The organism is Candidatus Omnitrophota bacterium (assembly GCA_030688425.1).
Lineage (GTDB): Bacteria > Omnitrophota > Gorgyraeia > Zapsychrales > JANLHA01 > JAUYIB01.
Map to the genome: position 1 here is coordinate 33,833 of JAUYIB010000027.1, position 15,318 is coordinate 49,150.

Here is a 15,318-nt window from a genome sequence, read left to right on the forward strand (position 1 = left end):
TACGGAACGTCGTGAACGGAAGTCAATGCGCGCCTGCCTGCCGGTAGGCAGGAATTAATCCCGCCGTTTTGATTTGCGTCAGCAAATCAGGCGGGGCCATTTTGCGGGATCACAGATGTTTCTGCATAAAAAATTCCATCATCTCTTTGCCGCTTTTGAACTTGAGCCCCTTGTCCTTGCCGATTTTTTCATTGTACCCGTCTGCCCCGTCCACCGGGATCCCATGGCCGTACATCACAAACGGGACAGGGTCGTTGGTGTGTGTGCGCAGGGACACCGGCGTTGGATGGTCCGGGAGCACGACCATGCGGAAGTCGTCCTTCGGGTCGAAATGGTTCAGGATCGTGCCCACAATGTCCCGGTCAATGCGTTCGATGGCCGCGATCTTTTCTTTCATGTCGCCATTGTGCCCAGCCTCATCCGGCGCTTCGATATGGATATAGACAAAATCTTTTTTCTTGAGGGCCTCCAGGGCATGCTGGGCCTTGCCGAGGTAGTTGGTGTCGTAATACCCGGTGATCCCGGGGACATTGATGACTTCCAGCCCTGCCAGCCGGCCGATGCCGTTGACCAGGTCCACCGCCGAAATGATGGCCCCCTCCACTCCGAATTTTTCGCGGTGCAGGGGCAGCTTCGGTTTTGTGCCCTGCCCCCACAGCCAGATCATGTTCGCGGGATTTTCTTTGAGGTCCAAGCGGACTTTATTGACGCTGTGTTCTCCCAGAATTTTCTTTGAGCGTTCCATATGCTTGAGGACCAGCGGCGCGTGCACGCCCTGGGGCAGATATTTCTTGATGTCCTTGCCCTGGATATCATGAGGGGGAACGCATTTGATCTCCAGAAAGTCCTGGACGTTGCGGACCTTCATGATCATCAGGTGGCGATAGCTTTTTCCCGGGAGAAAACGCGCGTTGGGATCGTCGGGATCCTTGTTCAAGGCCTCAATGAGCGGCAGGGCTTCCTTGCTGGAGATGTGCCCCGCGCTGTAATCCATCATTTGGCCTTTCTCAATGGTGACGAGGTTGCAGCGGAACGCGATTTCGTCCTCGGCCAGTTCCACCCCCATATTCGCCGCCTCCAGGGGCGCGCGGCCGGAAAAACATTCCCGCGGATCGTAACCCAGGAGAGAAAGGTTACCGATGTCGGAGCCCGGAGCCATTTTGTCCGGGATCGTCTGGATCAGCCCTGTGAACCCGTTCTGGGCCATGAATTTCATGTTGGTGGTGCGGGCGACTTCCATGGGAGTTTTATTGCCCAATTCTTCCAGGGGGAGATCGGCCATCCCATCGGGGACAATGACAATGTATTTCATGGTAACCGTTCTTTCATCAGTCGGATCAGTTGTTTTGCCAAACCATTCCGGGACGAAGCCTTGGCCAGGACCCGGCCGCTGCTGCCGAAGACCCAGCCCCGGTATCCGTTCGCCAGCGTGTTGGCCACGACAAAATCACACCCGGCCCTTTTTAACAAAGCTCTCGCGTTTCGCAGCAGGCGGCTGTTTCCGGCGACTGTTTCCAATTTGAACCCGACAAGAACCACCAACCTCGCGCGGGCCCGGATCCGGTCAATGAGTTTTTCCGTCGGGACCAGGGTGAGCGTCAGGCGTTTGGCATCGGATCGGATCTTGGCGGCCCTGGTCTTTTTCAACCGGTAATCAGAAACCGCGGCCGCGTGGATCACGGCATCGTATGCCTTTCGGAGTTCGCTTTCCAGCAGCCGTTTGAGTTCATCGAAATAAAGGTACTTTTTGATTTTCACGGGCCGGCCCCGGTACGCGTGTGTCACCGGGCCTTCAAGGAGGGTCACTTTCCCCCCTGCCGCCGCGATTCGGTCTGCCAGCCGGTGTCCCATCTCTCCGGTCGAAATGTTGCTGAGGACCCGGACCCCGTCCACCGGGACCCAGGTCGGGCCGCACGTGATGAGGATTTTTTTATTTTTCAAAGACATAGAATGAAGATAGAAGATGGAAAATAGAAGATGGAGAGTACAATACAAGGCTGTTATCAATTTTCTATCTTCAATTTTCTCCTTTCATATCCCGATTTCCTTTAAGATCACCTTGATATCCGCCGGCAGAGCCACGGGTTGCCCGACGTTTTTGATCGCGATGTTCGGGTCTTTGAGCCCGTGCCCGGTCAGGGTGCAGGCCACGGTCGCCCCGCGATGGTTTTTGAAATAACCGGCTTTGTGAAGCTTCAGTAGACCTGCCACGGGAGCGGCGGAAGCCGGTTCGGCGAAGACCCCGCCGCCGGCCAGCCGTTTATAAGCCTCCAGGATCTCTTCGTCGGTCACGGCATCGATGAGCCCGCCGGATGCGTCCCGCGCGGCCTCGGCCGGCTTCCAGCTGGCCGGGTTGCCGATGCGGATGGCGGTCGCGATAGTTTCCGGTTTTTCGATCACGCGCTTTTGGACGATCGGTGCGGCGCCGGCGGCCTGGAATCCAAGCATCTTGGGAAGCGTTTTACTCTTGCCGGCTTTTTTATATTCTTGATACCCTTTCCAATAAGCGGTGATATTGCCGGCGTTGCCCACCGGGATCAAGTGAAAGTCCGGGGCGTCGCCGAGCGCGTCGCATATCTCAAACGCCCCGCTTTTTTGTCCTTCGATCCGGAACGGGTTGATGGAATTGACCAGTTCGACCGGATGTTTGTCGCAGATCTGCCGGACCAGGTTCAGCGCGTCGTCAAAATTTCCTTTCACGGCAATGACCTTGGCGTGATGGATCATGGCCTGGGCCAGCTTGCCCAGGGCGATGTTGCCGTCCGGGATCAGAACGACACAGCGCATGCCGCAGCGCGCCGCATAAGCGGCCGCCGAGGCCGACGTGTTACCGGTCGAGGCGCACATGACCACCCTCGCGCCTTTTTCCTTGGCCTTGGAAATGGCCATGGTCATCCCCCGGTCTTTGAAGGACCCGGTCGGGTTCAGGCCTTCGTACTTGAGATAGACCTTGAGCCCGGTCTCGTTGGAGAGGTCCTCAGAAGGGATGAGCGGCGTGTTGCCTTCCAGAAGCGTGACAACCGGGGTTTTGTCGGAGACCGGCAGGAATTCCCGGTAGCGGTTGATGATTCCATTCCAAGACATGATAGGCTCTCTCTTTTCCAAATCCCTGCCGCGTCAGACGCGGCAAGCGGGGACCCGGATTTCTAACCGAGGGATTTTAAGACAGATTTTCCATGCGGATGGCCACCGGCATGGATTTCACGATGGACAGCCGGAAGATTTTTTCGAGCGCGATCCGGAGGTTCTTTTCCGGGGCATAGTCCGTCAGCATGATGACCGGGACCGTGGACCTTCGGATGTGGGCCTTCTGGGTCACGGAGTTGATGCTGATGCCGTGCTTTCCCAGGATTCCCGTGATCGTCGACAGGACGCCGGGCTTGTCGGTCGCGATAAAACGCAGGTAAAACCGTGTTTTGATTTCATCGATCTTTGTGACCTTCCGGTCCGGGGCTTCGGTGTAAAGGTTTCCCAGCATGTTGGAGGCCTCGCTGCCGGTCCGGGACGCCAGGTTCAGAAGGTCGCTGATGACGCCTGAGGCCGCGGCCATCTGCCCCGCCCCCTCCCCTGAGATGAGGATGTCGCCCAGAGGCTCGGTGGATAAGAACAGGGCGTTGTAGATTCCGTTGATGGACGCCAGGGGGTGGTCCTTGGAAATGAGCGTCGGGTGCACTCGCGCCTCGATCGCGTTTTCGACCCTTTTGGCGATCCCGAGGAGCTTGATCGTGAGGTTCATGCTTTCCGCGTGTTCGATGTCCACATGAGAGATATGGGTGATCCCCTCGGTGTAGATATCCTCGATTTTCAGGAATTTCCCGAGCGTCAGGGACGTCAGGATGGCCAGCTTGTGGGCCGAATCCATGCCGCTGATGTCCAGTTTCGGGTTGGCCTCGGCGAACCCCTTTTTTTGGGCTTTTTCCAGGGCCTGGGAGAACGTGCAATCATTTTTGGTCATCTCGGTGAGGATAAAATTGCAGGTCCCGTTGATGATGCCGTAAAGACGGCTGACCACGTTCCCGGCGATTCCGTGCGTGAGCATGCTGATGACCGGCACGCCGGCCATGACGGAAGATTCAAAGTAAATGTTTTTGTCCCTTTTGTGGACTTCCCGGAACAGCTCTTGGGCGTGGTGGGCCAGAAGTTCCTTGTTGGCCGTGACCACATGCTTGCCATTTTTGAGCGCGCCCAGGACGATTTCTTTGGCCGGATGGATGCCGCCGATGAGCTCGATGACGACGTCGATGCTCGGGTCGTTGAGGACCTGATTGATGTCCGTTGTCGCCTGGACGTCCCCCAGCCCTGAGAAATTTTTGTCGCGGGTGCTGCGGTCGCAGATCGTTTTGAGGACAAATTCCGTGTGGAATTTGTTGCGGAAATAGTTGGCACGGGTCTGCAGGAATTTGACAACGCCGCTGCCGACGTTGCCGTATCCGATCAGTCCCAGGTTGATCTTATTCATCGGATTCCCTGTCTCCTTTTTCAAAATACTGGATGAGCTTATTGATGACAAATTCCGCCTGAGGGGTGAGGTTTTCGAATTTGAGGCGGGTTTCGTAGATGATGTTTTTCAGTTTTTCGTTGGACCCCAGCACAACCCCTTCCAGGTAGGTCAGTTCCGCCAGGAATGGGGTTTTGAGTTCGATCCCGAGGCGCGTGCCGGGTGAAAACGGCCGGGAGGTCACGAAGCACATCCCGCCCAGGCTGATGTTTTTCAATTGGGAAGCGTCAAAACGGATCTGGGGATCCAAAAGGTCAAAATAGGACAGGATGAAGTGTTTTTGGATCCTTTTGTATTTGCGGCGTTCGGCCTGGTCCGATTCCTGGTTCTTTCCGTTTTTGTTGAAGTTCATCATCGGGCACCTCTTCAGGTTATAACCTTCACGCAATTTGATGAAAGCTCATGATAAATCCAGAAGGTCATGGCTCTGCTCACGCGAAAAATAAAGGGGCTGTGCGCAAGCCAGGCCTTGGACTGTCCGTGAACTGCCCTTGGCCTCCGGGCGTCCGGAGGCTATAAAATTGATCGGAGCGGACGGATTTGAACCGTCGACCTCTTGAACCCCATTCAAGTGCGCTAGCCACCTGCGCTACGCTCCGGATAAAACGTATTGTTGTCCCGACTGTATCCTCTGAGCGAGAGCTGAGGGCTGCGCTCCGGAAAAGCCGTATCATGGGTCTGAATTGACATATATTATACTAAATATTCTATAGATAAAAAGGAAAAAGTCGTACTATTGAAAAGGCGGGAATTGCGGATGCAGGGCGGCCTGAACGGGCTGAAAACGGTGCTGGCCGCTACTCTGTCTTGGCTTTTCTTGACATCAGGGCGGAAACGGCTGCTTGGGGTTTCTTACCCTTATAGAGGATGTTGTAAATTTCTGCGGTGATCGGCATGGCAATCCGGTGCTTGCGGCTCAAGCGGTAGGCGGCTTTGACCGTCTCCACGCCTTCCGCGACCATTTCCATGGAGGACTTGATCTCCTCGATGGTTCTCCCCTTCCCCAGTTGTTCCCCCACAGAGCGATTGCGGCTTTGGGGGCTGACGCAGGTGGTGACCAGATCCCCAAGCCCTGTCAGGCCGGCGAAGGTTTCTTCCCGGGCGCCGAGGGCTTTGCCCAGCCGTGCCATTTCCACGAGCCCTCTGGTCAGGATGGCGGCTTTGGCGTTGGTGCCGAATCCCAGCCCGTCGCAGACACCGCAGGCGATGGCGATGATGTTTTTCAGGCTGCCTCCGATTTCCACGCCGGCCACATCGGTGTTGGTGTAAATCCGGAAATGGGAGGCGTTAAAGACGTTTTGCAGTTTTTGGGCGATTTTCAGGTCAGGAGAGGCGATGACCGCCGTGGTCGGGATCTTTTTGGCCACCTCGCCCGCGATGGTGGGGCCCGAAAGCACTGCCAGCTTGACAGGCCCCAGCTGTTGACGGATGATCTGGGACACCCGCTGAAGAGACACGGTGTCAATGCCTTTGATGACGCTCAAAAATATTTTGTTTTTGGTCTCCAGGGGGGGGATTCTCTTCAGGACGCCGGTCAGGAATTGTGACGGCACAGCCAGCACGACCAGGTCTGCTCCGTCCATCGCGGCCCGGAGATCTGACGTGAGGATGACCTGCTCAGGGATCGGGACCCCGGGAAGGAATTTTTCATTGAAGCGGACCTGCCTGACTTTTTCAACGTAATCCGGAAAGTTTCCCCAGAGCCGGGTGTCGAACCCCTTCTCAGCGAGGTGAATGGCCAGGGTTGTCCCCCATCCCCCGTCCCCGATGACGGCGATATGGCGGATATGTGGATGAGGTCCCGATTTTTTCGTCTTTTTCTTCATGATGACGTTATGGAAACTCCTATGGAGTGGTCCTGATCATTATACTTGCGTCCGCCGTTTCTCCCAATCAAAAATAAATTTTCAAGACGGTCCGGTAACTCTTCCGGGGAATAACGTGTCCCTATGGACATTTGCGGTTTAAAGGGCCGGGTTGATTTTTATCCTATAGAGCGTGAAAGTTTCGTTCTCATAAATTTTTTCGAAGATCTCGTTTTCCGGCAGGGGCAGATAACGCATGGAGACGATGTAATTGACCTTATACTTCAGCAGGGCCGTCATGACCGCCGGGCCGATGGGGGCATCGACAATGACCTTGAAGCTTTCTACATCCCTGAGCCGCCGGCGCCACTCCACAGCTGCCCGGTAATCAAACCCGATGATCCCGCAATCCCTGTAGCAGACCACGATCGGCCGTTCGGAGAAGATGCGGAACCCGCCCATCTCCATGTCGTTGGGCACGAGGAACATCGCCTGGCGCGGTGTATTGGCTTTCGCGTACTTCTGCATGTCGATCCAGTTGCGCTGAAGCTGCCAGAATCCCGGGGAGGTCCGTTCCATGACCAGATGCTTGTGATGATAGAACGCAAAATTGATGAGCAGGGCCGCCAGGGGGATGAAAATGAGGATTTTTCTGCAGATAGAAACATCGATCAATTTTTTATTGAGAAGAATATGCAGACAGAAGACCCCCAGGCAAAAAACGAGCCCCCACATCCAGGGGACGGTTTGGGAAAGGAGTGCCTGAGAACCCGGGCCGGCGATGAGTCCGCGCAAACAATAACCGGCGGACAGGGCCAGTCCCGCCCCCAGGACACCTGTGAGGAGCCGAACCGTCCGGGGCATCCAACGGGACCGGTTTTCCAGAACATACAACGTGACCCCAAAGGCTGCAAGCACCGCGGTCGTGCCGTACAGGGTCTGCAGGGACGCCATGCTGTATTTTTTTGCGGATAAAAGGGCAACCATCCCCCACCCCGCCGAGGAGGCCACCGGCAGGATCAGCAACGCGGCAAGGATCCTGTCTTTATTCTTCCGGGCTTTTGTCCGGACAAGTTCTGCGCTCAGCAGGCATATCCAGAGGAACACGGTCAGAAGAGCGACAGCTTCGCCGTAGCGGATCAACAGGAACAACCAGCATGTTCCCACCCCTACGAACGGGTTGGCTGTGCAGGCGGCCCGGACAACCAGTACGGCCGTATACCCCATGAGGAGGAACTGGAGATATTGCGTGTTCCGGACAAGATTCAGGTCCAGCATGAACGGGTTGGGCCAGACATAGGAGAACAAGAATGACAGGACGACAAATCCGGCCACGCAGGCGGCCATGACCTGTGTTTTCGCGTCTTTTCGGAACTCTTCGCTAAAGAAATAATTCAGCAGGTAAAAGGCGGCCAGCACAAGGTACATGTCCACGGCCTTGAAAAACGTGCTCCAGTCGGACAACGCGGCTTTGAGGGGGATCTCATAAAAGGTGAAGTTTTGCGGGCAGGCCAGCTGATACAGCCCGATCCATCCGCCGTCGTACTCCCCTTTCCCCGGCCCTTCTCCCAGGTATTTCTGGAATACCCAGATGATGAGAGGCGCCGCGGCCAGGACAAAAGACAGGCCGGCCTGCAGAAGGGTTCTGATGCCGTGCTGCCGGATACGCCACAGCAAATAGGCAGACACATAAACCATCGGGTAAAGGCTGTAAAGCGCGTGAAAATTGGCGGCCAGCCCCAGGAGAAAGGCCGCGAGGATAAAACGCTCTTTATAGAAATAATAGAGGCCGGCGAAGATCACCGCCATGGCCAGTTCCTGGTGCGAGAACGTCCGGTAGAGGAACTCCTCCACCCTGCCGACGAGAATGATCGTCATCACGGACGCGGCGGCGATCCAGACCTGTCCTGTGAGCAGCCGCCAGAGCTTGTGCATCCAGAAAAACATGAAATACCGTGACAGCAGATACAGGACAAAATACACGGCCGGGACCTGGTCCACGGAAATGAGTTTGGCCAGCAAGGGATAGAGAAACGATGTGAAATTCCGCGCCAGGCTGTCGACGTAATAGTCGTTCGGGTAGAGCGACGGATTGATGAGTTTCTTTAAAAGGGGGATTTCGAGGTGCTGGTCGTCCCAGGCGTAGGTGTAGCCGTTGGCCAGGAGGAAAACGGCCAGCAGGATCGCGGCGATGACCCAATCGCTGGCAAGGATGCGTGGTATGGAAATGCGGTTATTCATGGCCGGATCGGTTGCGGGCGGCCTGTCCGGTGACGGCCCGGACTACCATAAAACCCATTCAGGGGTGTCCCGACTTCCTCTAAGAATAAAACGGAGCGGTTGGGACGACCAGGTCATTCTCCCCGAATGGTCCCGGCTGCCATCAAACATACCGGAGAAGTCGGGACAAATTCTGTTTTATATTCAAAATGACCATTTCACCACCATTTTCACCACCAAAATTATTCATTTTTTCTAATCCCCGAGCAATGGACTTTTGAATCGGATTCGAATAACTGTTGCATGTATAATGACATCCCACTGATTGCATGCGCACCTGAAGCGATAATTTTCCCAGAATTTTTGTCGATAAAATACCTCATTTCAGAATCGCCCAAACCCAAAAAGTCAGAAGCGAATAACAAACTTGGTTTTGAACGAAATATAACCAACCACGCTCCCAACTTCCTTTCTCTACCATCTTTTTTTAGAACGCATTGACAGTTCTCAAGCCTTGGAGTAATAACGCGAAAGGAATTCTTACTATCAGAATTTATCAGATTATGTTTAGCGATAAGGATAGCCTCTTCCTCCTTTATGCCGTCACTGTAATTTATTTTCGCATAATTTTTTTCAATTGAGCCAATAGTAGCGCACCCCAATAAAAAAAGGGAAGAGAATATCATACAGGTCATGCTCTTCATTAGTCTCTTACTCAATTTCCCTCCTTTTTGGCGGCAGCTCTTTCCACCACCATTTCACCACCAAAAATGATTTTTACCTACACTTTTCCCTTGCGATACCTTGATTTGCCCTGAAATCACTGTATCACAATGAGTTTGGAAATGAAATTTTATATAGAAAAATAAACGGAGAGGTCGGGATTTACCGCCAGATGAAGACTTCCCGGAGGACCTGGAACATGTATGCCGCACCCCAGCGCATGACCTGGAGTTTTCTCTCCCCTCCCTCGCGGGCGGGTTCGTCGCCGGGGATGTCCGCGACCTTGAGCTTTCGCTTGGCGCAGCGGATGGACAAGAGCGGCTCCCAGCTGATCACGGTGTGGAACAGCTTTTCCTCGAATTCATAGCTGGAATCTTTATCGAGGCCAAGCTCCCGGATCAGGCTTGTTTTATAGGCCCGGTAGATCACCATCGCGTCGGTGTAACGGCCCCCATGGAGCAGGTTGATGGACGTCGTAAAAAGTTTGTTCCCGAACCCGGTGACGGCGTCGTCATCATAGCTTTTGGCGCCTTTGGCATAGCGGGAAACGATCACCATGTCGTACCCTTCCCTCATCTTGGCGATACAGTCCGGGATGAGCTCGGGGATCGAATTGCCGTCCGGGCTGAAGGTCAGGATCACGTCACCCGTGATGTGCGGCAGGGCCTCCATGTAGGCGTGGCGCATGCCCTTCTTTTTCTGGATGACGATGGGATAGCCCATCTGACGGGCGTATTCGATGGTCCCGTCCTTGGACTGGCCGTCAACGATCAGGAGCTGGTCGTACCATTCCTTTTTGATCTTGGGCATGATGGTTTTCATGCCTTCGACTTCGTTGAGCGTGGGGATAAGGAGAGTGACTTTCATGTTTGGCTCTGGGATAAACTTCTGGAGTTATTATACATTTAGGGAAAGAAAAGTATATGTGTTTTTGACTTTTTCCGGGGATGCCCCGAGGCCTGGCCGTAAAGGTTGGCGGGCGTCAATAAAAAACCCCGCGGTTTGCTGCGGGGTCGCGCAAATGGAGCGGGCGATGAGAATCGAACTCACGTTACCAGCTTGGAAGGCTGGAGTTCTACCACTGAACTACGCCCGCGGGAAAAATGGTGGGCAGGGGCGGATTCGAACCACCGAAGCGCAAGCGCAACAGATTTACAGTCTGTTCTCGTTGACCACTTGAGTACCTGCCCGTATGAAGATTTCCCGAAGTCAGAAAGTAAGCCGGGAATGGGAGCCTTCCAATAACAAAAGGACTGACAAAAACATATTATATTAGATAACCGGAGGGCATTTGGTCAAGGGTTAAGTTCTCTTGTTTCATCGCCGGCCCCCTTGCCGGATGATTTATTCCCCGGGAGCCCGATGCCCGTAAAGGACAAAATATCTTGCCGCCATCAACCCGATCCGCGCGGGAAGGACGCCCATCAGGATATTCAACATGTTGTCGACCTGCCGTATCGCAAAGTTTTTGTAAGGCCCATGGGAGCCGCACACAACTTTGGTCTCGAATCCATCGGCTTCCAGCGTGCCGGCCAGCATAAAAGGATCCATGAGGTGCTCGGCCCAATTTCCCGTGTAAGGATCGCATGTGTTGGTCGGGTGGTCCGGGGCGCCGGGGAACTCCGAAGTTCGCAAATAGGCGTCAACGCATTTTTTGATGTCATCCCCCCTCTTGCCCCGGGTCACTTGCGCCAAGCGGGAAATTTCCTGATCTCCCAGGGCGACCCCCTTGTCGGCGAGGTGCTGAGCGATCATTTCTCTTCGTGCTTTGAGGTAGGATTTCAGGGAATCCCGCTCTTTCCAGCCATAGCCGCCGACGCGATCCTGATTTTCAATGGTACGCTGTTTTTTCATCAGGATCCACTTCTTAAGAGGATTGTAGACATTCGCATCTGTCGCGAGGACGACTGTTAGTCCATCGTTGCTGACAAGAGGGATCTTTTTAAGAAAATCATCGATATCATAGATGTGCTCAATGACGTTATTGGATATCACGGCGTTGCAAGGCATGCGATGCGTCTGGAAAAAGTCAATGAGGGCGCGGATGTCTCCGGCCACATACTGGTCGGCCGGTTTTCCGATGGCATCGGCAATGACTTTGGCGTCCGCGCAGGAAATCTCATAAATGTCATTATAGACCACCCGGCCGATTCCGAGCTCTTTCGCCAGCAACGAAAGCATCCCCCATCCGCCGCCATAATCCAGGATGGAGATGTCCTGGGGCTCATGGGGATGCTGGGCCAGGGCCAACGACAAAAGGAAAGCGTGAATATGTAAATGAACGGACAACTCCTGCCGGGTCTTTGAAAAATAGCTCTTGTTGTAATCGGAGATGGGGAGGTTTTGGATATCCAGCCCCAGGATTTTGGGGGCTATGCGGGCAGCGGCGATCTTGACCTCTCTGTCCCATTTTTGCTGCAACTCGCGCTTGATTCCGCTGGAAGTGTTCATAAGGGTTTTTGCTTAGTCGTTTGGGACATATTTTAAAAGGATACCCTCCCAGGCCATCCATTTGAAAACTGGAGCTGGCGAGAGGCTTCGAACCCCCGACCTGCTGATTACAAATCAGCTGCTCTACCAACTGAGCTACGCCAGCTATAACTTTTGCTTAGAATCAATGCTTGCCCCGGCGCCGGTTTTGCTCAGAAGCGTTTTTGCCCCGAGCGCAGCCGAAGGGCTGACCTGCGCCGCAATTGACCTTGGGTTTTGTTGAGAAAAAATTGCCAGTCCCGCCTTCATTCAAGGACTATTGGAAAAGCGGGACGCCGGCAGATTTATTAAGAATGGTGAATAAATATAACAAATTTTAATATCTCTGTAAAGGAGGAGTTTGAAACGACGGGAAAATTCTTCCCAACCCCCGGTCCTTTTGCTAAGATATCTTCTGCCCATCACACAATCTCGAATTTTATTCCGTTTTCCCAAAAACACCCTGGATTTAACCCGGGGGTGGGAAACCGGCGGGGTTCCGCCCCGCAGGCACGAGGAACGAAAGGAATCGCGGGCTGTCCCTCGATTCTCGCTTGTGACGGAGAGAATGAGCTGAACCAAAACTCGCAAGGCTCCATGCTTTCACAAATCACGATCCGCAATTTCGGCCTCATTGACCAGATTTCCCTGGAGTTCTCTTCACAGCTGAATGTGTTGACCGGAGAAACCGGCGCGGGCAAATCCATTGTCATCGACGCCCTCCGTTTCGCCCTGGGCGAACGACCCAAGTCCCCTCCGGCCCGCAACCCCGAGACCCCTTCGGTTGTGGAGGCGGTTTTTGAGATCAAGGACAAATCCTTGCGTAAGGATGACCTCTTGGCCGAATACTTTCAGGATGACGGGGCGGATCTCATCATTCAGCGGCAACTTCTTCCGGACGGCAAGAATAAGATCAAAATCAACGGCTTTGCGGTAACGATTTCCCAGTTAAAGGACATCGGCGACCGACTGGTCGATTTCCACGGCCCACACGACCACCAGATGCTTTTTTCCGAAGGGTCGCACGTGGGGATACTGGATCAGCTGACGGATTTCGGTGAACACATGGAGGCCTTTCGCGGCCGTTACCAGGAATATGCCCGCCTGCAAACCGAATGGCAGGATCTGCAGGCCCTTTCGCTGTCCCGCGAACGCGACCTGGAGATGTTGTCGCATCAGGTGAAAGAGCTTGAGCAGATTCCCCTGGACCAGGCCAAGTATGACGAACTTTCCCAGGACATGGTCAAGATCAAGAACGCCGAAAAGCTCTACCACTGCGTCTCCGAGCTGATCGGGCTTTTTGAAGGCCAGGAGGTCGGGCTTTCGGAGATGATCCGCCGCGCCTTCGCGCCCATGAGGACGCTTAACCAGATCGATGAAAAGACCGCCTCCCTGTCCGACCATCTGGCCGGGCTCCAGGATAACAGCGAGCAGTTGTTGGCCCAACTGCGCGATTATCTCTCCTCCCTCTCCTTCCGTCCCGAGGAATCCGAGGACCTGAACCGGCGCTACGACATTTACGAGGACATCCGCCGTAAGTACGGGCCGTCTCTGGAGGAAGCCAAACGGTTTTATGAAGAGGCCAAGCAGAAATATGATCTGATGGTGAATTTCGAGCACAATGACCGCGAATTGAAGGAGAAGATTGAAAATCTCCGGGTGGAATTAAAGAAAGTCGCCGACAAGCTCACTAAAGCCCGTAAAAAAACGGCGCAGAGTCTGAAAATGACCATCGAGAAAGAACTCCGGGACCTGGGCATTGAGCATGTGGCTTTTGAGGCGCGGGTCACTCCGGAGGAATTCCATAAGGACGGCTCGGACAAGGTCGTTTTCTATATCAGCCCCAACGCCGGTGAGGACATGAAACCCCTCTCCCAGATCGTGTCCTCGGGCGAAGCGGCCCGCACCATGTTGGCGCTCAAGAAGGCCATGACCAGGGTCGATCCGATCCCCGTCCTTGTGTTTGACGAAATCGACGCCCAAATCGGCGGCCGGCTCGGCACGATCACAGGCGGAAAACTTAAAGAGCTTTCGAAAGACCGCCAGGTCCTTCTGATCACGCACCTGCCCCAGATCGCCTCCTTCGGGGACCGGCATTTCAAGGTCACCAAGGCCGTTTCTGCCGGGCGCACCGTCACCCGGGTCCAGGAGCTTGATGCCAAGGCGCGCGTTCAGGAGCTGTCTCAGATGATGGCCGGCAAAGATGAAAACCGCATCTCGGTATCCCATGCCGAGGAAATGCTTTCCCGTGCGCAACAGCACTGACACTGACCTCATTTTGCTTTCACGCGCAGATTGATTTTGTCGGGATTCTATGATAAGTTGTTAGCTTAAGATTTTTAAAAACTTTATTCCACAATTTCCTAATATCGGTTCATAGAAAGGATTTTCCCAATGAAAAAGATCGGAGTCATCACCAGCGGCGGGGACTGCGGAGGTCTCAACGCCGTGATCAAGGGCGCCGCCCTCATGGCCAACCGCAAGGGAATTGCCTGCTATGTGATCCCCAACGGGTATGCCGGCCTTTACAATCTCCTGGATTTTGACCACCTCACGCAGTTGACCCCGGCCCGTCTGGACAAAATCGACCTTAATCTGGCCGGTTCGGATGCCGGCCATTCCCGCGTCAAGGTCAAGAAGATCGATGATGCCCAGAAGTATGAACGTATCAAAAAAGGTTTGAATAAATTCGGCATCGATGGCCTTGTCATCAGCGGCGGCGACGATTCCGGCAGCGTCATGGTGGACCTGGCCCAGCAGGGCATCAAGTGCGTCCACGCCCCCAAGACCATGGACCTGGACCTGCAGACCTACTCCGTCGGGGGGGATTCGACCATCAACCGGATCGCGACGTTCGTGGAAGACCTGAAAACAACCGCCTGGACGCATAACCGCATTTTAGTGATGGAAGTCTTTGGGCGTTATGCCGGGCACACGGCCTTCCGCGGCGCGATCGCCGCTGACGCGGACGCCGCCCTCATCCCGGAAATTCCGGTGGATTTTGACGTCCTCTATCAGCACGCCAAGGAAAGGTACTTTCAGCGTGTCGCCGACAGCGACGTGAAAGCGGGTTCTTACCTCATTGTTGTGGCCGAGGGGCTGAAGAATTCCGATGGTTCAGAATTGGTTGATGAGGCCGCAGGCGTGGACGCGTTCGGGCATAAACGTTTGGCCGGGTCCGGCAATTACGTGGCCCAGCAGCTGAGCAAGCGGTTCAAGGCCGATCCCCAGGTGGGGGAGATGATGAAGCGCGAGAAATTGTTCGTGAAAGGCATTTGTGAAGCGCCGGAAGTCCGCGCGGTCACACCGGGACATCTGGTTCGCTGCGGGCACACTTCGGCGGCCGACGCGAATTTCGGCAAGGAGGTTGGCGCGGCGGCGGTGGTCCTCCTTTCCAGCGGGATCACCGGGGTCACGGTGGCCGGCTTGGACGGTGGTAACATCCGTTACATGGAGACCCTCGAGGCCATCAAACAGCGCCATGTGGACCTGAACCTTGTCACCCTGCATGAGAATCTGGGTATTTGTTTCGGAAGAAAACCGGCTGACCTGCAGCCGCAGTCATCCAAAGTCAGCGGGAAGATGGAACGGCATTTGTAAAAA

Annotated in this window: 13 protein-coding genes and 4 tRNA genes; 3 read left to right on the forward strand and 14 right to left on the reverse strand. The window is 54.6% G+C overall.

Annotated features, from left to right (window positions below):
- Positions 1–109: 109 nt before the first annotated feature.
- The 8 genes from Q8Q08_10625 to Q8Q08_10660 all read right to left on the reverse strand — a co-directional run bounded on the left by Q8Q08_10625 (position 110) and on the right by Q8Q08_10660 (position 8,544).
- The gene (locus Q8Q08_10625) at positions 110–1,312 is read right to left on the reverse strand and encodes a cofactor-independent phosphoglycerate mutase (GenBank protein ID MDP2654469.1); all 1,203 of its coding nucleotides are present in this window, start codon (positions 1,310–1,312) and stop codon (positions 110–112) included.
- Entirely contained in the window at positions 1,309–1,947 is a 639-nt protein-coding gene (locus Q8Q08_10630; protein ID MDP2654470.1) for a phosphopantothenoylcysteine decarboxylase, read from the reverse strand. The genes Q8Q08_10625 and Q8Q08_10630 overlap by 4 nt, the downstream gene beginning before the upstream one ends.
- 84 nt (positions 1,948–2,031) lie before the next feature.
- A complete protein-coding gene (thrC, locus tag Q8Q08_10635) occupies positions 2,032–3,084 on the reverse strand; it encodes a threonine synthase (GenBank protein ID MDP2654471.1) in 1,053 nt (350 codons plus the stop codon).
- A 76-nt stretch (positions 3,085–3,160) separates the two neighbouring features.
- The gene (locus Q8Q08_10640; GenBank protein MDP2654472.1) at positions 3,161–4,459 is read right to left on the reverse strand and encodes a homoserine dehydrogenase; all 1,299 of its coding nucleotides are present in this window, start codon (positions 4,457–4,459) and stop codon (positions 3,161–3,163) included.
- A complete protein-coding gene (locus tag Q8Q08_10645) occupies positions 4,452–4,853 on the reverse strand; it encodes a PilZ domain-containing protein (GenBank protein ID MDP2654473.1) in 402 nt (133 codons plus the stop codon). The genes Q8Q08_10640 and Q8Q08_10645 overlap by 8 nt, the downstream gene beginning before the upstream one ends.
- Before the next feature lie 170 nt (positions 4,854–5,023).
- Positions 5,024–5,097: transfer RNA gene (locus tag Q8Q08_10650), tRNA-Pro, on the reverse strand.
- Between the two features lie 198 nt (positions 5,098–5,295).
- Complete coding sequence (locus Q8Q08_10655) at positions 5,296–6,324, reverse strand: NAD(P)H-dependent glycerol-3-phosphate dehydrogenase (GenBank protein MDP2654474.1); 1,029 nt, start codon at positions 6,322–6,324, stop codon at positions 5,296–5,298.
- A gap of 138 nt (positions 6,325–6,462) precedes the next feature.
- A complete protein-coding gene (locus Q8Q08_10660) occupies positions 6,463–8,544 on the reverse strand; it encodes a hypothetical protein (protein ID MDP2654475.1) in 2,082 nt (693 codons plus the stop codon).
- On the opposite strand from Q8Q08_10660, the gene Q8Q08_10665 reads away from it, so the two are divergent.
- Complete coding sequence (locus tag Q8Q08_10665; GenBank protein MDP2654476.1) at positions 8,525–8,782, forward strand: hypothetical protein; 258 nt, start codon at positions 8,525–8,527, stop codon at positions 8,780–8,782. The genes Q8Q08_10660 and Q8Q08_10665 overlap by 20 nt on opposite strands.
- On the opposite strand, the gene Q8Q08_10670 is transcribed toward Q8Q08_10665, so the two are convergent.
- The 6 genes from Q8Q08_10670 to Q8Q08_10695 all read right to left on the reverse strand — a co-directional run bounded on the left by Q8Q08_10670 (position 8,766) and on the right by Q8Q08_10695 (position 11,842).
- Positions 8,766–9,227: a hypothetical protein gene (locus Q8Q08_10670; protein MDP2654477.1), complete on the reverse strand. Its 462-nt coding sequence runs from the start codon at positions 9,225–9,227 to the stop codon at positions 8,766–8,768. The genes Q8Q08_10665 and Q8Q08_10670 overlap by 17 nt on opposite strands.
- Before the next feature lie 181 nt (positions 9,228–9,408).
- Positions 9,409–10,113, reverse strand: a complete 705-nt coding sequence (locus tag Q8Q08_10675) for a glycosyltransferase family 2 protein (GenBank protein ID MDP2654478.1) — start codon at positions 10,111–10,113, stop codon at positions 9,409–9,411.
- A 155-nt stretch (positions 10,114–10,268) separates the two neighbouring features.
- Positions 10,269–10,342: transfer RNA gene (locus Q8Q08_10680), tRNA-Gly, on the reverse strand.
- 8 nt (positions 10,343–10,350) lie between these two features.
- Positions 10,351–10,436, reverse strand: a tRNA-Tyr gene (locus Q8Q08_10685).
- Between the two features lie 154 nt (positions 10,437–10,590).
- Complete coding sequence (locus Q8Q08_10690) at positions 10,591–11,697, reverse strand: class I SAM-dependent methyltransferase (protein ID MDP2654479.1); 1,107 nt, start codon at positions 11,695–11,697, stop codon at positions 10,591–10,593.
- 69 nt (positions 11,698–11,766) lie between these two features.
- Positions 11,767–11,842, reverse strand: a tRNA-Thr gene (locus Q8Q08_10695).
- A 470-nt stretch (positions 11,843–12,312) separates the two neighbouring features.
- Between Q8Q08_10695 and recN the strand changes: the two genes are divergently transcribed.
- Together recN and Q8Q08_10705 are read left to right on the forward strand one after the other, a co-directional pair.
- Positions 12,313–13,980 (forward strand): DNA repair protein RecN, encoded by a 1,668-nt coding sequence (gene recN, locus Q8Q08_10700; GenBank protein MDP2654480.1) that lies wholly within the window; start codon positions 12,313–12,315, stop codon positions 13,978–13,980.
- A 129-nt stretch (positions 13,981–14,109) separates the two neighbouring features.
- Positions 14,110–15,315: a 6-phosphofructokinase gene (locus Q8Q08_10705; GenBank protein MDP2654481.1), complete on the forward strand. Its 1,206-nt coding sequence runs from the start codon at positions 14,110–14,112 to the stop codon at positions 15,313–15,315.
- The last annotated feature ends 3 nt before the right edge of the window (positions 15,316–15,318 follow it).